The sequence below is a fragment of the Pacificispira sp. HM-600 genome (assembly GCF_977993705.1).
Genome location: NZ_OZ388079.1, coordinates 712,896 through 730,814 on the forward strand (window position 1 = coordinate 712,896; position 17,919 = coordinate 730,814).

Here is a 17,919-nt window from a genome sequence, read left to right on the forward strand (position 1 = left end):
CGGGGCCGCTCAGACCTGCTGCAACAGCCACACGAGCAGCGCCTTCTGGGCGTGGAGCCTGTTCTCGGCCTCGTCCCAGACCACCGACTGCGGCCCATCGATGACGTTCGCGTCGACCTCGTACCCACGGTCGGCGGGCAGGCAGTGGATGAAGATCGCATCCGGCCTCGCGAGCGCCATGGTCTCTTCGGTCACCTTGTAGGCGCCGAGATCCCGCAGCCGCGCGATCTTCTCCTCTTCCTTGCCCATCGACACCCACGTGTCGGTGACGACGACGTCCGCACCGGCCGCGGCCTCGACGGGGTCCGTGTAGAGCGTGACCGAACCGCCCGTCTCGGCGGCGATGCGATCCGCGTCGGCCACGACATCCTCGCGCGGTGAGTAGTCCTCGGGTGAGGCGACCCGCACCTGCATGCCGGCGGTCGCACAGGCCAGCACGTACGAATGCGCCATGTTGCTCTTGCCGTCGCCGAAGAACGTGAGCGTCAGCCCCTTCAGGTCGCCCTTGTGCTCGCGGATCGTCAGCAGATCGGCGAGCAGCTGGCACGGGTGGAAGTCATCCGACAGTGCGTTCACGACCGGCACCCGGGTGTCCTGGGCCATCTGCTCCAACCCCGCCTGCGCGTAGGTGCGCCAGACGATCGCCGCGACCTGGCGCTCGAGCACCCGCGCCGTGTCGGCCGGGGTCTCCTTCCCCCCGAGCTGGCTGTTGGCCGTCGAGATGATCAGCGGCGTACCCCCGAGATCGGCGATACCGACGGCGAACGAGACGCGCGTGCGGGTCGAGGACTTGTCGAAGATCACCGCGACGGTCTGGGGGCCGGCGAGCGGCTTCTGAGCCCAGCGATCCTTCTTCAACTCGATCGCGAGGTCGAGGATCTCGGACTGTTCGGCCGCGGTGATGTCGTCGTCGCGCAGGAAGTGGCGGGTCATGCGGGAACCTCCTTAGGTTCGGGCGTGGGAGTGGATTCGGATGTCTCGATCAGCAGCGCGTCCGTGACGGTCGACAGCGATGCGGCGAAGAGTTCGAAGAACTCCGCCACCTCGGCGTCGCCGATCGTCAGGGGCGGCGCGATGCGGATGGTCTCGTCGTTCGCGGCATTGATGACCAGGCCGTGCTCTTGCGCGGCCGCGACGACGGCCTTGGCGACCGGATGTGTCAGGGCAACGCCGATCAGCAGGCCCTGGCCGCGCGTACCCGCCACGAGAGGGGATCCGAGCGCCGCGATGCCCGCGCGCAGCTCCGCACCGCGCTCCGCTGCGTTCTCGACGAGTCCGGCGCGCTCGATCTCGCCGAGCACGGCACCGGCGACGGCGGTGCCGAGCGCGTTCCCGCCGAACGTCGAGCCGTGCGTGCCCGGGTAGAACAGGTCGCTCGCCGCACCGAAGGTGATCAGGGCACCGATCGGGAAGCCGCCGCCGATGCCCTTGGCGACCGTGATCGCATCGGGCGTGATGCCCTCGTGCTGAAAGGCGAACCACGCGCCCGTGCGCCCGGCACCCGTCTGGATCTCGTCGAGGATCAACAGCGCGCCGTGCTTCTCGGTCAGTTCGCGAGCCGCGCGCAGGTATCCCTCGGGCAGTTCGACGACACCGGCCTCGCCCTGGATGGGCTCCAAGACCACAGCCGCGACACCACCCGCGGCGAAAGCATCCGTGAGCGCGTCGATCGTCACGGGGAGGTGCTCGACGCCCGGCACCATGGGCAGGAAATCGGCCTGCATCGCGGGCTTCCCCGTCATCGCGAGGGTGCCCATCGTGCGGCCATGAAATGCGTTCTCGAGCGTCAGGATGCGGGTGTGCCCGGTCTTCTTGCCGTGGAGCCGCGCGAGCTTGAACGCGGCCTCGTTGGCCTCGGCGCCCGAGTTGCCGAAGTACACGCGCCCCGTCTCGCCCGTGCCGGCGAGCCTCTTCAACCGCGCGGCGAGCGCGAGCTGCGGGGGCGTCGCGAAGTAGTTCGAGACGTGCGCGAGGGTCGCGGCCTGCTCGGTGATCGCGCTGACGAACACCGGATGTGCATGCCCCAGCGAGTTGACCGCGATGCCGGCCAGGAAATCGAGGTAGCGGCGACCGGAGTCATCCCACAGGTACGAGGCCTCGCCGCGAACGAACAGCGCCATGCGATCGCCGAAGCTGCGAACGAGGTCACCCCTCGCGTCATCCTGCCAACTCATCCCGCCACCACCTCTGTTCCGATTCCTTTGTGTGTGAAAACCTCGACCAGCACCGAGTGCGGCACGCGGCCGTCGATGATCGCCGCCGTATCGACGCCCCCCTCGACCGCATCGAGGCACGCCTGCATCTTGGGGATCATGCCCGACTCGAGACTCGGCATGAGCTCGCGCAGGCGAGACGAGGTCAGGTGCGAGACGAGCGAGTCGCGATTCGGCCAGTCCGCGTAGAGCCCGGGCACGTCCGTCAGCACGATGAGCTTCGTCGCACCGAGGGCGACGGCGAGAGCGGATGCCGCGGCATCCGCGTTGACGTTCAGCGACTGGCCGGGGCGGTCAAGATCCGGGGCGATGCTCGAGACCACCGGGATGCGGCCCGCCTCGAGGTGATCGTGGATGGCCGTCGGATCGACCTCGACCACGTCGCCGACGTTGCCGAGATCGTGTTCGACGCCCTCGATCGTCACGCCACGACGCCGCCCGCCGAACAGCCCGGCATCTTCACCGCTCAGCCCACTCGCGAACGGTCCGTGCGCGTTGATCCGGCCCACGAGCTGCGGGTTGATCTGGCCCGTCAGAACCATCCGCACGACCGAGATCGCGTCGGTGTTGGTGACGCGGTAGCCGCCCTTGAACTCGCTCGGAATTGCGAGCCGGTCGAGCATCGCCGAGATCTGCGGGCCCCCGCCGTGCACGACGACGGGCTTGACGCCGACGAAGCGCAGGTACGCGATGTCTTCCGCGAAGCTCTCCTGCAGCTCTTCCGAGATCATGGCGTTGCCGCCGTACTTGATCACGATGATCTGCTCGCGGAAGCGCTTCAGCCACGGCAGCGACTCGATCAGCACGCCCGCCTTCGCGGCGGCCTCTTCGGGGCTCGTGTCCTGGAGAGCGTTGTTGATATCGGTGTGGTCCGCGGTGTCGGTCATGAGCTGTAGGCGCTGTTCTCGTGGACGTAATCGTGCGTCAGGTCATTGGTCCAGATCGTGGCGTGTGCGTCGCCGACCTTGAGGTCGATACCGACGTGCGTGGCACGCGGGGTGAGGTCGACCTCCTCGCGCGGGCGGTCGGGGCCGCCCTGCGTGCAGACCCGCACGCCGTTCATGCTCACGTCGACGTTGTACGGGTCGAACGCAGCATCCGTCGTTCCGATCGCCGCGAGCACCCGACCCCAGTTGGGATCGTTGCCGAAGATTGCGGCCTTGAAGAGATTGTTGCGGGCGACCGAGCGGCCGACCTCCACCGCGTCTTCTTCGGATGCGGCGCCGGTGACCTCGATCGTGATGTCGTGGCTTGCCCCCTCGGCGTCGCCCTGCAGCTGCGTCGCGAGGTTCGTGCACACCTCGCGCAGGGCTGCGGTGAAATCTGCGGGGTCGGGAGTGATGCCCGAGGCCCCGCTCACCATGAGGGTGACCTGGTCGTTGGTCGACATGCATCCGTCCGAATCGAGCCGGTCGAAGCTGACGTTCGTCGCGGCGCGCAGGTGTGCGTCAGCCTCTGCTGAGGTGAGGACCGCGTCGGTGGTGATCACGACGAGCATCGTCGCGAGGCCGGGCGCCAGCATCCCGGCACCCTTCGCCATGCCGCCGATCGACCATCCGTCACCCTGCACAACCGTGCGCTTGGGGCGCGAGTCCGTCGTCATGATGGCGAGGGATGCATCCTCGCCCCCATCCGCGGCGAGCGCGGCGATCGCCTTCTCGGTGCCGTCGAGGACCTTCGCGCGGAACACCTCGTCACCTGTGCCGATCAGGCCCGTCGAACAGATCAGGACGTCTGAGGCGCTGACGTCGAGCAACTCGGCGGCCCTCTCGGCCGTCTGATGCGTGGTCTGGAAGCCGAAGCTGCCGGTGAAACAGTTCGCGCCACCCGAGTTGAGGACGATCGCCTCGACGACGCCGTCCTTGATCACCTGCTCGGACCAGATGATGGGGTTGGCCTTGGCGCGGTTGCTCGTGAACACGGCCGCGCCGGCCTTGAGCGGCCCGCGGTTGACGACGATCGCGACATCCGGCTTACCCGTCGACTTCAGCCCGACGGCGACTCCGGCCGCCTCGAAACCCTGGGGTGCGGTCACGCTCACGGTGCCACTCCGTTCACGCTCAGGCCCGTGGCCTCGGGAAGGCCGAGGGCGATGTTCATCGACTGGATCGCGGCGCCCGCGGTGCCCTTGGCCAGGTTGTCGAGGGCAGTGACGACGACGACCCGATTGGCGGCCCGGTCGATCGCGAGGCCCATGAGGGCGGTATTCGCGCCGAGCACGTCCGCCGTGCGAGGGAATTCTCCCGCGGGGAGCAGCTGGACGAACGTCTCGTCGCCGTAGGCCGCCTCCCACGCACCCCGGATGTCGTCGTCGGTAGCGCCGGGGGTGATCGGGGCCGAACTCGTGGCCAGGATCCCCCGTGCCATCGGCACGATCACCGGCGTGAACGAGATGCGGATGCCCTCGTCCGCTTCGGTCGCTGAGCCCGTCGAAGCGACCCCACCGGCCCGCGCCGCGGCGAGCGCCTGCCGGATCTCGGGAATATGCCGGTGCGTGCCGCCGACGGCATACGGATTGGCTGAACCGAGGATCTCGCTCGCCAGCAGGTTGGTCTTGAGGCTCTTGCCCGCGCCACTCGGGCCGACGGCAAGCACGGCGACGATGTCGGACGGATCGATCACCCCGGCCGCGACGCCCGGCGCAAGGCTCAGGCTCACGGTCGAGGCGTTGCATCCGGGGGCGGCGATCCGAGTGGCCCCGACGATCCGTTCCCGCTGCCTCCCCCCGTCGACGGGCAGCTCGGGCACACCGTAGATCCAGGCCTCATGGAAGTCACCGCCGTAGAAGTGATCCCAGGCGGACACGGATTCGAGCCGATGGTCGGCGCCGCAGTCGATAACGAGCGGAATCGCAGCGAGGGCCTCGGTGTACTGCCCCGACTGCCCGTGCGGCAGGGCGAGGAAGACGATGTCGTGCCCCGCGAGCGTCTCGGGCGTCGTCTCTTGCAGAGTCAGGTGCGCGAGCGAGCGCAGGTGCGGCTGGTGAGCGACGAGCGGTTGGCCGGCGTTCGAGTGTGCGGTGACGGTGCGAATCTCGACATCCGGGTGCGCCGCCAGGAGGCGCAACAATTCGCCGCCGGCATAGCCGGATGCGCCGGAGACGGCGACCTGATAGGGCATGGTTCCAACCTTAGAGTCTGGGACGGTGCGCCCTTGCCCGACGGGCAGGGTGCGGGAAGACACCGGCGACACCGCTCGCTCGACCCACCGAGGCGGGGAGCGCGGGGTCGCCTAGAGTCGGCGTCCGTCCAGACGTCGGCGCGCACCGGAAGCGCTCGCGAGGAGCGTCTCGAGGGTGGTGGCGGCCGAAGGCATGGGCCGACGATAGCCGCCGACCCGCGGCATCCGCAAATCGACGACGTGCCTCAGTTTCTTTGAGCGCGTGGGGTGTGTTGGTGCCTCACATACTTTGAGCGCGAAGCTTGCCTGTGTGGAAGGCAAGATTGAGATGGCCGCGAGGCGACAGGTGACGAACAAACTCCGTGACGCGTACCGGAAAGCATCGAAGCACGACAAGGCCCGGATCCTTGACGAGGTGATGAGCACGACGGGGATGGGCCGATCAACGGCGCGGCGGATGCTGACGGGGCCGGTGCTGCCGGATCCGGCGAAGCAGGTCGATAGACGCCAGTTGCGGGCCAAGACGTATAGCGATGATTCGAGGCGGCTGCTGGAGCATGTGTGGGCGCTGATGGGCATGCCGTGCGGGAAGTACCTCGTGGTGATGCTGGAGCTGTGGATGCCGCTGCTGCACGCTGCCGGCGACCTCGACAAGCCATTCGTGACACCGCAGACGATCGTCGAGCTTCAGACAATGAGTCCGGCAACGATCGACCGGTATCTGAGCCCGGCACGTCGGGCGATGCAGTTGCGGGGGATCTCTACGACGATCCCGTCACCGCTGCTGCGCAACTCGATCGGGTTGTCGAAGGTCGGGGATGCCCCGGTCACGGCACCCGGGGTGATCGAGGCGGACACCGTCGCGCATTGCGGACCCACGTTCGTCGGCGAGTTCGCACGCACGTTGACGATGACCGACATCGCCACCGGGTGGACCGAGAACGCCTCGATCCGCAACAACGCGGCCAAGTGGATCGTCGGCGCTGTCGGCGATCTGCAGAACATGTTCCCATTCGAGCTGCGCGTGTTCGACTCGGACAACGGATCGGAGTTCATCAACCATGATGTCGCGGACTGGCTCCAAGCCCGTGACATCGCCCAGACCCGGTCCCGCCCTTACAAGAAAAACGACCAAGCGACCGTCGAGTCGAAGAACAACCACGTCGTCCGCAAACACGCGTTCCATTGGCGCTACGACACCCCGGACGAGCTCGCGCTGCTGAACGAGCTCTGGCGGCTCGTCTCACTACGGTTGAATTTCTTCACCCCGACGAAGAAGCCCACCGCATACGCCACCGCGGCCAGCGGGCGCCGCACACGCCTCTACGACGCACCGAAGACACCCTGGCAGCGAGTGCGCGATTCTGGGGTCCTCACCGCCGAGCAAGCCGACGTCGTTCAGGCCCGGATCACCGGGATCAACCCCGCCGATCTGACCCGCCGGATCAACCAGATCCAGCTCCAACTCATCGAGCTATCACAAGCCAAAACCGAAGCCATGACCACCAGCCGACACCTCGACATGACATCCTTAGAAACGTCGATCCGTCGACTCCAAACAACCAAATGAACCGCAAGCCTCGCGCTCACCATACGTGAGGCACCGCATCACCCTTCGCGCTCACTTCTAGATGAGGCACCTCGATCCGCCCTGCCCCGCATCCGCAAATCCGCCCCACCCTCCCCTGCCCGCTCCGCCCCTCTCACGCGAACCGGCACATTCGTCGCCAACCGCCACGGATTCCGTACCGGTTCGCGATGGAAGTGCCGGTTCGGCGCGCGTTAGAGGCGCGCGAGCAGGGCGAGCTCGTCAGCTCGAGTGAGGCCGGCACCGCGGGGGCGACCGAGCCCACGCATCCGCTCGTCGTCGAGGGTGCGTTCGAGAATGTCGCGGATGTCGCGAAGGTGCCCGCCCGCGGCGAGGTAGGCCGCGTTTGAGCGCGTCGAGAAGCCGGGCATATTGCTCGGCAGCCACAGAGGCAGCGACCTCGGGCCCATCCAATATCCGATTTCTTGGGAAGCGAGCCATTCGTCGTCGACCTCGACCACGTCGCCGGTGTGGCCCGCGACATCCCGTGCGAGCGCCAGAAGCTCTCCCAGGCAGCGGGTGTCCGACGGCGTTCGCGACGCCTTGCCACGGTTCGGTACCCGCGGCGACGATGAAATCCGCCACATCGGCGACATCGACCACCTGCGCCATCGCGGCGGGAGCAGCCGGCACAAGAACGGGTTCGGACGCTGCGAGTGCGAACCGGCCGACCCAGTAGCCAAACCGATCGGTCGGATCGCCCGGCCCAACGATCAAGCCCGGACGCACGATCGCCGCGCGATCCGCGAGTCCATGACGGACGGATGCCTCGGCCGCCGCCTTGGCGCGGGAGTAGTCGTACTCATCTTCTGGTGTCGTGGCCGCGGCCGGTTCGCTCAGCGCGGCGCTCTCGTCGGCACCGACCTCGTCGTGCGCCGCGTACACCGACACCGACGACACGTACGTCCAGTGCGCGGTGCGCGCGGCCAGCGCCCCGACGGCCGTCGTGACGTGCGCGGGGGTGGACGAGACATCCACGATCTCGTCCCATTCTCGAGCTGCCGCCTCGGCATAGGCGTCGGGCCCGTTTCGGTCGGCGAGCATCAGCGTGGTGCCCTCGGGTACCGGTCGGCCGCCGCGAATAAGACAGGTGACGGATGCCCCGGCATCCCGCCATCGCCGCGCCACTTCGCCGCTCAGCCATCCGGTTCCGCCCAGAATCAAAACGTTTGACATGGGGCCATCCCAGCAGCCGCGGGACCCGCCCGCACCCCGTTCCGCCGTCGGCGCAACTCCCGCTTCGCAGCGCCCGGCCGCCCGGCCGCCCGGCACGGGGGGCGGACAACATTCCGGATGAATCGGCCCCACGCAACCGACGACCCCCGTCATTCCGGGGGCACCCCCACGCGGCCCGCGGGTTATCCGGAATGTTGTGCGGCAGACCGCGAAGCCGGGCCCTCGAACGCGCTGCGGCTGCGCGCCCGGGCGACCGCCGCGACAGCACCGAGGGCTGCAACACCCGCCCAGAGCAGCAGGCCGATCGCCGCCTGGAGCACGGCGTGTAGCGAACCTCCGAGCAGGGCCTGCGTGCCCTGCAGCCCGAGGCTGAGTGGCAGCAGCGCAAGGGGCCCCGCGGCGATCGAACCGGCCGGTACCGGCCCGGCGATTCCCGCCGCGACAACCTGCACCCCGAGCGCGACGACCGAGACAACCAGACCCGCACGACCGAACAGGCCGCAGAGCGCCTGGTGGACGAGGGCGAAGCACACCGACATGACCACAGTCAGGGCGAAGGCAACGGCCATGCGATCGGGAGCGACGCCCAACACCGCCACGCCGACCCACACCAGGATGGCTTGGACGACACCGACCACCACACCGACGAACGCTGCCTGCCCCGCGATGCGGCGGGCCGAGGCCGGGGTGCCGAGCGCAGCTCGCGAAAACGGAGCGACCACGAGCGCGGTGGCCAGCGCACCCAACCACAGAGCGACGGGCACGAGCGCGGCCACTGCCGCCGCACGGGCGTTGGCTGGTCCCCCAACCGATGCGGTGTTGACACCGATCGGGTCGGCCACGACGCCCGCGATCGTCTTCTGCTGGTCGGCGGAGTATGCGGGGATGTCGGCCGCGGCGGTGTCGAGACCCGAGGCGAGCTCCCCCGATCCCGACGCTAGTTCGCCCAACCCGACCCGCAATTCACCGGCGCCTTCGGCCAGCGCGCGCGCTCCCGCGGCCGCCTCGGCTTCCGCCTGGGCGAGCTGCCCGAGCCCGACCGCGACGGGCCCGGCGACATCAGCGACGACGCCCGCGCCGATCGCTACCGCCGCCGCATCCACGGAGTCACCCGCGAGCGCACCGGCGTGTGTCTGCAGCCGTGCGGCGACTGCCGCGGCCTGCGCACGCAGGGCCGTGATGTCATCGAGAAGCTCACTCGCCGGTTGGGTCGGATCGAGCGCTATGAGCGCCGCAATCGCGTCGAGCTCGGCGACGCCGAGATCCTGAGCGAGAGCGAGCTCTCCCGCCACGAGAGCTTCAGAAGCCACGGAACCCGCGAGAGCCGCCGTGTCGGCAGACGCCGCCCCGCTGAGCGCGCCCAGGTCACGCGCACCCTGAGGCAGGGCGCCGAGAATCTGCGCGATCTCGCCGATACCCGCGGCGAGATCGGTGGTGCCCACCTCGATCCCGCCGGCGCCCTCGCCCGCGCCCGCAATGCCCGCCGTGAGTTCGTGAGCACCGGATGCCGCCTGCCCGAGCGATTCCGACAGCTCCGCGAAAGCGCCCAGGGTTCCGGCCACATAACCGGAGGTCAACTCGGCGGCGACGCCGCGGGGCAACCCGGCCGCGACCGCGTCGGCGACTTTCCCCTCGACGTAGCCGTGGCGGGTGCTGGTCTGCACCTGCAGCTGCGCCGCCGTCGGGGCATCCGAGCCGATCGTTGCGACATTCTGAGAGAAGTCGGCGGGGATCGTCACGATCGCCTGAAAGCTGCCGTCGGCGAGTCCCGCCGATGCCGTTTTCGTGTCGGTCAGGGTCCAGGTCAGGCCGTCCTGGCTCGTCAAGAGGTTCTCGGTGAGCAGCTTGCCCGCAGCCACGGGTTCGCTGCCTTCCTCGATCGGCGTATCGAGGTTGACGATCGCGGCCGACAGCGTCTCTTCGCTCCGCTGCGGAAGCATCGTCAGCAGGATGAGCAGCGGCGCGACCACCGCGAGCAAGATGACCACGGCCGCACGTCGGCGTGATCGCGCGGGAGCGGGCACGAGGCTCCAGAAGCTGTTCACGAGCTGCTCCTTTCGAGCGCTGCGGCGCTGACCCGCACAGAGACGACGATGCGGTCGGTGACCGGCGCGCACTCGTCGTCGACGGCGAACACGGCCGTCGCCGACGCGTCGAGGCGGCCGAGCACGGCTGCCACGACCTGCGGCGATCGTCCGCGCAGATCCATCACCACGAGCGGCAGGCCGGAAGACAGCGCGACCGACGCGTCGAGCGCCCAGCGTCCGCCATCGCCCAGCCGTGCAACGAGCGTTTCAGGTCCGGTCTCGGTCCCCACGGGCGCACCGACGACGTCGAGAAGGGCGTCGAAAGCGCGCGCCGCGTCGTGTGTCCGCTCGGACAGGTCGCGTCGGGAGACACCGTTCAGCCGGAGCATCCCCCTCAAGTAGTCGCCGACGGACTCGGCGTCCACGGGCGGGGGCGCGATCTCGACATGGGCGCTGTGTGCGGCCAGCGTGCTCCGCTCGAACGGCAGCAGGTGCCCCTGCACCGCCAGGTCTCCCTCGACGTCGCCGGACCTGCCCGCCAGTACGGCGCAGACCCGATCGGCGCCGTCGCCCCGCACCAGCAGCACCGCACGGGCGGGCACGGCGAAGGTCACCGGATCGAGGCCCGCGAAAGAGGCATCCTGCGCGTGCACACCATCGCGGCGCAGCTCATCAGCGTCCCGCCAACTGCGCTGCGCGAGCATCCGCTGCACCGCCTCACCCTCGATGTCGGCATCGGGCAGAACCCGTGCGAGCCCGCGGGGCAGCCACCACGCGCGGTCGCCGAGCAGCGTCATGAGCGCCGGCACCAGAGTCATCCGCACGACGAACGCGTCGATCAGCACACCCACCGCAAGCGCGAGGGCGATCGGCTGGATGATGGCGTTGCCGCCGGGAACGAATGAGAAGAAGACCGAGAACATGATGAGGGCCGCGGCCGTCACGACGCGCGCGGAGGCCGAGAATCCTTCGAGCACGGATGCCCGGGCAACCCCCGTTGCGGCATAGCGCTCGCGCATCCGCGAGACGAGGAAGACGTGGTAGTCCATGGCCAGGCCGAACAGCACGGCCATCACCAGGATCGGCATGAAGCTGATCACCGGGCCGACCTTCCCCACGCCGAGCAGATCGGCCGCCCACCCCCACTCGAAGACCGCTGTCGAGACACCCAGTGCCGCCCCCACGGTCAGCAGGTAGCCGAATGTGGCGGTCACCGGAACGGCGATCGAGCGGAACATGATCATCAGCAGCAGCAGGCACAGCCCGACGACGACCAGCGCGAACGGCAGCAGCGCCGCCCCCAACCGGTCGGAGATATCGATGGCGAGCGCGGTCTGGCCCGTGACCTGGAAGCCGAACCCGTGCGCGGACTCGAAGGCCGGGACCATGTCGCGCAACCGCTGCACGAGGTCGCCCGTCTCGGCCGAACTCGGCGCGCTCGTGGGGGTGATCGTGAGCACCGCGAGGTCGAGGGCCTCGTTGGGGAACGCCTGCGAGGTCGCCGCGACGCCTTCGACCGACGAGAACTCACCGTCGAGGGCGTCAAGGGCCTGTTCGATGTCGAGCGTGCGAGAAATGTCGGCGGTGATCAGCAACGGGCCGTTGAACCCGGGGCCAAACCCCTCGTCCAGCAGGTCGTAGGCGACGCGCGGCGGCGAACCCGCCGGGTCGTAGCCCGCATCCGGCAGCGTCAGACGGATGCCCGCGGCCGGTATCGCCAGGGTGAGAAGCACAACAACGACGACCGCTGCGGTGACGAGCGGCGCCCGCGTCGCGATCCGCACCCACGCCGGGGCGGGTTTCGGCCCGCTCGGCGCCGCGGCAGCGCGCTTTCGGCGACGCTGCTTCGGGATGAGTCGCCGCCCGCACAGGGTCAGGATCGCCGGAAGCAGCGTCACGGCGACCGCCAGTGCGCAGAGCACGGCGGCTGCGGCGCCGAGGCCCATGACCGTGAGGAACGGGATGCCCGCGACCCCGAGTCCGAGCAGAGCGATCATCACGGTCAGTCCCGCGAACACGACCGCCGTTCCCGCCGTCGCGATCGACACGGCGACGGACTCGTGGACCGCCATGCCCTGCCGGAGGTTGTCGCGGTGTCGAGACGTGATGAGCAACGCATAGTCGATCCCCACCGCGAGGCCGAGCATCGTCGCGAGCACGGGCGCGGTCGCCTGAACCGGCGCGAAAGCGGCGACGATCGTGATCGAGCTCGTCGCCACGCCGACGCCGATGGCCGCGGTGACGAGCGGCATCCCGGCAGCCAGGAGCGAGCCGAAGGTCACAGCCAGCACGACATAGGCCACGGCCATCCCGACCAGTTCGGTCCAATCGACACCGGATGCGGCGGCCGGCACGATCCCCGAAACCGCCACCTGCAGTCCCGCCTGGGTCAGGGGCGCCGTCGCGTCGTCGACCGCCGTGACGAGGCTCGCCGGAATGTCGTCGGCTGGATCCGAGAGCTGCAGTGCGATGAACGCCATCCGCCCGTCCGACGACACCTGATCGGCGGTGCCCGAGCCCGCGGGCGATGAGCCGCTCGCGGTCATGGGGTACGGACATCCGATATTCGTCACTCCCGTGACGACCGCCAGGCTCTCGCACACCGCGCCGATGGCATCCGCATCGTCGGCGATCGAGGATCCGTCGGGGGCAACCACGACGACGCGACCGCTCGCTCCGCTCAGCTGCGGAAACCGCTGCTCCAGCGTGTCGAGCGCGGACTGAGCCTGCGTGCCGGGGATGTCGAACGACGACTGCAGGTTGTTGCCGAGCGCCGCGGCAGCCGTGCCGCCGCCGACGGCCAGGACGAGCCACGCGGCCAGCACCCACCACCGCCGGCGGGCGCAGAATCGACCGATTCGATAGAGAACGGAGGACATCTCCGACGACTCCTCATCCTGGGCTACGCCCGTTCCCCCACGACCCCAACGGAACTACTTTGGCAGAACACCACAGGTTGAGTCGGACATCCCCGCCGAGCGGCAGAGCGTCGGATGCCCGGGCCAGACTGGTGCGCATGATCCAGACACTCGCCGTAGCCGGATACAGGTCACTCGTCGACCTCGCCCTCCCCCTCGGGCGCCTGACCGTGGTGACCGGAGCGAACGGCACCGGCAAATCGAGCCTGTACCGGGCACTCCGCCTGCTCGCGGCCGGGGCATCCGGCGACGCCATCGGCGCCATCGCCGAGGAAGGCGGGCTCGACTCTGCACTGTGGGCGGGCCCCGAGACGCCCGCGGGGGCGGGCGCACAGGGAACGGTGCGGCGCGATCCCATCTCGCTCCGGCTGGGAGTAGCGACAGACGATCTGGGCTACCTGGTCGACTACGGACTGCCCCAGGCCGACAAACTCAGCGTCTTCGCCCGCGATGCCGAGATCAAACGCGAGCAGATCTTCGCCGGCGCCGTGGCGCGACCAGCCGCGACGCTCGTCGACCGGACGCGCGCCGCGGTGCGCGTGCGCCGCGACGGATGGATCGATGCCGATCAGCGCCTCGCGCCCTTCGAGAGCATCCTGACCGATCTCGGCGATGGCGACGCCGCGCCGGAGACGCTTTCGGTGCGACGGATGCTGCGCGCCTGGCGGTTCTACGACCACTTCCGCACGGACCGGGAGGCCCCGGCGCGGCATCCGCGAGTCGGTACACGCACGCAGACACTCGCTCACGGCGGCGAGAACCTCGCGGCGGTGTGGGCGACGATTCAGGATGCCGGACACGGCGATGCCCTCGCGCGCGAGGTGGCTCGTGCGTTTCCCGGCGGACGGGTGGAGGTCGCGGCATCCGGGGGCCTGTTCCGCCTGCTCATGCACCAGCCCGGCCTGTTGCGGCCCCTCGAGACGACCGAACTATCGGATGGGACGCTCCGATACCTGCTGCTGTGCGCGGCTCTACTGCCGGCCCGGCCCGCTCCCCTGCTCGTGCTGAACGAGCCCGAGTCGAGCCTTCATCCCGAGCTGCTCGATCCGCTCGGGGCGCTGATCAACGCGGCATCGGAAGAGAGCCAGATCATCGTCGTGACGCACGCCGACAGGCTGGCCGCGTCGCTCGCGAACGCGGGCGCCGACATCGTGCGGCTGGAGTCGACGGGCTACGGCACGCGCATCGAGGGTCAGGGCATGCTCGACGTCCCGTCATGGCACTGGCCCTCGCGCTGACCGCACCAGGTGCCGCCGTTCAGCGCATCCGCGCGCCCGCAAACGATTCGGTGCGTCAGTCGCGGATGCTGGCGCCGAAACGCTCGGCCGCAGCCGCGACACCGGCGAGCTTGGCGTCCGTCGCCTCGGCCGCCGTGAGCGTCCGATCCGGGGCCCGGAACCGCAGAGCGAACGTGAGGCTCTTCGATCCCTCGGGCACGCCCGTGCCGCGGTAGTCATCGACCAGCCGCACCGACTCGAGCAGTTCGCCCGCGCCCTGCTCGAGCGCCGAACGCACATCGGCGGCCGGTACATCCGCCGCCACGACGAGCGACACATCCTGCGTCGCCGCGGGGAAGCCCGACAGCGACGCCGCGACGACCCGCGACGACACGAGCGAGAGCAGCAGATCGAGATTCAGCTCGGCCACGATCACACGACCGGGAAGATCGGATGCCTCGGCCACCGCCGGCAGCAGCTCACCGACGTACCCGACCTCGACACGCGTCTGATCGGGACCGTCCACCGAAAGCACACCGGTCCGGCCCGGGTGGAGCGCCGCGCGTCGTCCTTGTGCGACGTCGATCGACACTCCCGCCGCCGCAGCGATCACGCGCACGGCGTCGAGCGCCGCGCCGAGGTCTGCGGACTCGGCCGCGCGGGCGGGCTGCTTGGGTGCCAGGTTTCCGGTGAGCAACACGGCGACGTGCCGCGGCTGCGGCGGGATCGACGCGTTCAGCTCGGCGAGCACATCATCGCTCGGCCGCTCGGCGAGCGGCGGCACGAATGACGTGCCGTACCCGACCCCGGGCTCGGGCAAAAACACGCTGCCGGTCTCGAAGATCGCCAGATCCGTCAGCCCGCGCGAGAGATTGCGGTGCGCCGCCTGCAGCAGCGCGGGAACCAGCGAGCGCCGCAGGAACGGCGACTGTCCGTCCAGCGGATTCGCGAGCTTGATACTCGGCAGGTGCTCACCCGAGACCGACCCGTGCAGGTCGTTCAGGGCCTCGGTCGTGAAGGGGAACGACGGGGTCTCGACGAAGCCCGCCGCGGCGAGCGCGTTCGCCACGCGGCGGCGGCCCTGCTGCGCCTCGGTCAGCCCGCGACCGGAGGGTGGTGTCGGCAACACCGAGGGAATCTGGTCGTAGCCCTCGATGCGCGCGACCTCTTCGGCCAGGGTCCATTTGTCCGTCAGGTCGGGGCGCCACGACGGCGGCGTCACGTCCCAGCCGGCGGCCGTCTCGTCGACGACGCATCCGATCAGCTCGAGCGCGCCGCGCACCCGCGCGGGCTCGTAGTCGACGCCGATGACGCCAGACACGAAGCTCGCCGGCAGCGCTATCGCCTGCCGTTGATAGGTGGTGAACAGGGCGCCGCCGAGCGAATCGACCGTGCCCCCCGCGAGCTCGACCATCAGGTCGACGACACGCTGGGCCGCGACAAACGGGATCAGCGGGTCGACGCCGCGCTCGAAGCGACGGGATGCCTCGGACGGCAGCTTGTGCCGACGTGCCGTGCGCGCGATCGAGACGGTGTCGAAGATCGCGGCCTCGATGAGCACATCGCGGGTCGCGTCGCTCATCTCGGTCGGACCGCCGCCCATGACGCCCGCGAGACCGATGGGCCCGGAGTCATCCGTGATCAGCAGGTCTTCCGGATCGAGGGTGCGATCCTTGCCGTCGAGGGTCGTGAGGTGTTCGCCCGCACGGGCACGGCGCACCGTGATGCCGCCCGAGAGCGCATCGAGGTCGTACCCGTGGATCGGATTGCCGAGCTCGAGCATGACGTAGTTGGTGATGTCGATCAGCACACCGAGCGAACGGATGCCCGCAAGAGTGAGCCGCGCGATCATCCACGGCGGGGTCGGTGCCGAGGCATCCACCCCACGAACGACGCGAACCACGAACTCCGAGGCACCGACGCGCCCGCGGAGGGGGGCATCGTCGGCAACGGCGACGGCGAAGCCGGAACCCGGCTCGACCTCGCCCCAGGGACGCAGGCCCGGATCGCGGAACGCCGCACCGGTCGAGTGCGAGTACTCGCGAGCGACACCGCGCATCGACAGCGCGTACCCACGGTCAGGCGTGACGTTGATCTCGACCGCGACGTCGTCGAGCCCGAGCAGAGCAATAGCGTCCGTACCGACGGGTGCGTCGATGCCGAGCTCGCTGAGGCGCAGGATCCCCGCGTGCTCATCACCGAGCCCGAGCTCCTTCGCGGAAGCGATCATGCCGTCCGACACATGACCGTAGGTCTTGCGCGCGGCGATCGGGAAGGGTCCGGGCAGCACGGCGCCGGGCAGCGTCACAACGACCTTGTCGCCGACGAAGAAGTTGCCGGCACCGCAGACGATCCCGTGCACGGCAGGGCCACCATCGGCGGCGGTCTCGCCCTCCGGCGCAACCTGAACCTGGCACCAGCGGATCGTCTTGCCGTTCGACTGCGGCTCCGCCTCGAACGAGAGCACCTCGCCGACGACGACGGGACCCGTCACCTCGAACCGGTGCACGTCCTCTTCTTCAAACCCGACGCGCACGAGCGCTTCGAGCACGTCCTCCGGCGAAGCATCCGTCGGCACATCGACGTACTCGCGCAGCCACGAGAGCGGAACACGCATCAGACCACCATCCCGAACTGCTCGCTGAAACGCACATCGCCCTCGGCCATATCGCGCATGTCTTGCACGTCGCTGCGGAACATCAGCGTCCGCTCGATGCCCATTCCGAATGCGAAGCCCGAGTAGACCTCGGGGTCGATGCCCGCGGCGCGCAGCACGTTGGGGTTGACCATGCCGCAGCCGCCCCACTCGATCCAGCGGGCGCCGCCCTTGAACGTCGGATGCCAGAGGTCAAGCTCTGCCGACGGCTCGGTGAACGGGAAGTAGTTGGCACGGAAGCGCGTCTTGGCCTCGGGTCCGAACAGCACCCGCGCGGCGTGATCGAGGGTGCCCTTGAGGTGCGCCATCGTGATGCCCTTGTCGACGACGAGCCCCTCGAACTGCGTGAAGACGGGCAGGTGCGTGGAGTCGAATTCATCCGTGCGATACACCCGCCCCGGGCAGAGCACGTAGATCGGGATGTCGCGCTCGAGCATCGAGCGCACCTGCACGGGGCTCGTGTGCGTGCGCATCACGAGGTGGCGGTCGACCGGGTCGACGAAGAACGTGTCCTGCATCTGCCGCGCCGGGTGGTCGACGTCGAAGTTGAGGGCGTCGAAGTTGAACCACTCGTGCTCGAGCTCGGGTCCCTCGGCGATCTCCCACCCCATCCCGACGAAAATGTCGCTGACCTGGTCTTGCAGGAGGGTGAGCGGATGCCTCGCGCCCACGCGTGTGCGGGACGCCACCGCGGTGATGTCGATCCGCTCCGCTTCGAGCCGCGCGGCCGTCTCGGCCTCGACGAGCTCTTCCTCGCGCGCGGCGAGCGCCTGCGCGACACTTCCACGCGCCTGGCCCATGAGCTTGCCGAACTCGGCCTTCTGCTCCTTCGGCACATCGCGCATGCGGGAGTTCAGCTGCGCAAGGGGCGACCCCTCCCCCGCATGCGCCGCACGCGCGGCCTTGAGCTCTGCGGTGGTCGTCGCGGCGGCAACGGCTGCGAGCGCCGCCGATGCCGCGGAATCGACCGCCTCGGGCGTGATCTCAGGAGTGTCAGACACGAG

Annotated in this window: 12 protein-coding genes; 2 read left to right on the top strand and 10 right to left on the bottom strand. The window is 69.2% G+C overall.

Going from position 1 to position 17,919, the window contains the following annotated elements; translation table 11 throughout:
• Nucleotides 1-9: 9 nt before the first annotated feature.
• Genes argF through argC form a run of 5 tightly spaced genes read right to left on the bottom strand, consistent with a single transcriptional unit; the run spans nucleotide 10 to nucleotide 5,333 of the window.
• Nucleotides 10-933 carry an ornithine carbamoyltransferase gene (argF, locus tag ACXZ1E_RS03355; RefSeq protein ID WP_458042025.1) on the bottom strand — a complete coding sequence of 308 codons (924 nt, stop codon included), beginning with the start codon at nucleotides 931-933 and terminating at the stop codon, nucleotides 10-12.
• Nucleotides 930-2,174 (bottom strand): acetylornithine transaminase, encoded by a 1,245-nt coding sequence (locus tag ACXZ1E_RS03360; protein ID WP_458042026.1) that lies wholly within the window; start codon nucleotides 2,172-2,174, stop codon nucleotides 930-932. The genes argF and ACXZ1E_RS03360 overlap by 4 nt, the downstream gene beginning before the upstream one ends.
• Nucleotides 2,171-3,100: an acetylglutamate kinase gene (argB, locus tag ACXZ1E_RS03365; protein ID WP_458042027.1), complete on the bottom strand. Its 930-nt coding sequence runs from the start codon at nucleotides 3,098-3,100 to the stop codon at nucleotides 2,171-2,173. The genes ACXZ1E_RS03360 and argB overlap by 4 nt, the downstream gene beginning before the upstream one ends.
• Nucleotides 3,097-4,254 (bottom strand): bifunctional glutamate N-acetyltransferase/amino-acid acetyltransferase ArgJ, encoded by a 1,158-nt coding sequence (gene argJ, locus ACXZ1E_RS03370; protein WP_458042028.1) that lies wholly within the window; start codon nucleotides 4,252-4,254, stop codon nucleotides 3,097-3,099. Before argJ ends, argB begins: the two co-directional genes overlap by 4 nt.
• Complete coding sequence (gene argC / locus ACXZ1E_RS03375) at nucleotides 4,251-5,333, bottom strand: N-acetyl-gamma-glutamyl-phosphate reductase (RefSeq protein ID WP_458042029.1); 1,083 nt, start codon at nucleotides 5,331-5,333, stop codon at nucleotides 4,251-4,253. The genes argJ and argC overlap by 4 nt, the downstream gene beginning before the upstream one ends.
• 346 nt (nucleotides 5,334-5,679) lie before the next feature.
• Here argC and ACXZ1E_RS03380 point away from each other — a divergent pair, with 346 nt between their 5' ends.
• Nucleotides 5,680-6,903 (top strand): integrase catalytic domain-containing protein, encoded by a 1,224-nt coding sequence (locus tag ACXZ1E_RS03380; protein WP_458040749.1) that lies wholly within the window; start codon nucleotides 5,680-5,682, stop codon nucleotides 6,901-6,903.
• A gap of 240 nt (nucleotides 6,904-7,143) precedes the next feature.
• On the opposite strand, the gene ACXZ1E_RS03385 is transcribed toward ACXZ1E_RS03380, so the two are convergent.
• The 3 genes from ACXZ1E_RS03385 to ACXZ1E_RS03395 all read right to left on the bottom strand — a co-directional run bounded on the left by ACXZ1E_RS03385 (nucleotide 7,144) and on the right by ACXZ1E_RS03395 (nucleotide 13,003).
• Nucleotides 7,144-8,097, bottom strand: coding sequence for an NAD-dependent epimerase/dehydratase family protein (locus ACXZ1E_RS03385; protein ID WP_458042030.1), 954 nt, complete (start codon nucleotides 8,095-8,097; stop codon nucleotides 7,144-7,146).
• A gap of 182 nt (nucleotides 8,098-8,279) precedes the next feature.
• Nucleotides 8,280-10,142: a YhgE/Pip domain-containing protein gene (locus tag ACXZ1E_RS03390; RefSeq protein ID WP_458042031.1), complete on the bottom strand. Its 1,863-nt coding sequence runs from the start codon at nucleotides 10,140-10,142 to the stop codon at nucleotides 8,280-8,282.
• A complete protein-coding gene (locus ACXZ1E_RS03395; protein ID WP_458042032.1) occupies nucleotides 10,139-13,003 on the bottom strand; it encodes an MMPL family transporter in 2,865 nt (954 codons plus the stop codon). Before ACXZ1E_RS03395 ends, ACXZ1E_RS03390 begins: the two co-directional genes overlap by 4 nt.
• A 137-nt stretch (nucleotides 13,004-13,140) precedes the next feature.
• On the opposite strand from ACXZ1E_RS03395, the gene ACXZ1E_RS03400 reads away from it, so the two are divergent.
• Nucleotides 13,141-14,280, top strand: a complete 1,140-nt coding sequence (locus tag ACXZ1E_RS03400; RefSeq protein ID WP_458042033.1) for an AAA family ATPase — start codon at nucleotides 13,141-13,143, stop codon at nucleotides 14,278-14,280.
• 55 nt (nucleotides 14,281-14,335) lie between these two features.
• On the opposite strand, the gene pheT is transcribed toward ACXZ1E_RS03400, so the two are convergent.
• On the bottom strand, nucleotides 14,336-16,876 hold the full coding sequence (gene pheT, locus ACXZ1E_RS03405; RefSeq protein WP_458042034.1) for a phenylalanine--tRNA ligase subunit beta: 2,541 nt from the start codon (nucleotides 16,874-16,876) through the stop codon (nucleotides 14,336-14,338).
• A complete protein-coding gene (gene pheS, locus ACXZ1E_RS03410) occupies nucleotides 16,876-17,916 on the bottom strand; it encodes a phenylalanine--tRNA ligase subunit alpha (RefSeq protein ID WP_458042035.1) in 1,041 nt (346 codons plus the stop codon). The genes pheT and pheS overlap by 1 nt, the downstream gene beginning before the upstream one ends.
• Nucleotides 17,917-17,919 lie beyond the last annotated feature (3 nt).

What these genes read in the sequence shown, in the direction of transcription:
- argF (WP_458042025.1), bottom strand. Translation starts at nt 933, where the DNA reads ATGACCCGCCACTTCCTGCGCGACGACGACATCACCGCGGCCGAACAG.
- ACXZ1E_RS03360 (WP_458042026.1), bottom strand. Translation starts at nt 2,174, where the DNA reads ATGAGTTGGCAGGATGACGCGAGGGGTGACCTCGTTCGCAGCTTCGGC.
- argB (WP_458042027.1), bottom strand. Translation starts at nt 3,100, where the DNA reads ATGACCGACACCGCGGACCACACCGATATCAACAACGCTCTCCAGGAC.
- argC (WP_458042029.1), bottom strand. Translation starts at nt 5,333, where the DNA reads ATGCCCTATCAGGTCGCCGTCTCCGGCGCATCCGGCTATGCCGGCGGC.
- ACXZ1E_RS03385 (WP_458042030.1), bottom strand. Translation starts at nt 8,097, where the DNA reads ATGTCAAACGTTTTGATTCTGGGCGGAACCGGATGGCTGAGCGGCGAA.
- ACXZ1E_RS03395 (WP_458042032.1), bottom strand. Translation starts at nt 13,003, where the DNA reads ATGTCCTCCGTTCTCTATCGAATCGGTCGATTCTGCGCCCGCCGGCGG.
- ACXZ1E_RS03400 (WP_458042033.1), top strand. Translation starts at nt 13,141, where the DNA reads ATGATCCAGACACTCGCCGTAGCCGGATACAGGTCACTCGTCGACCTC.
- pheT (WP_458042034.1), bottom strand. Translation starts at nt 16,876, where the DNA reads ATGCGTGTTCCGCTCTCGTGGCTGCGCGAGTACGTCGATGTGCCGACG.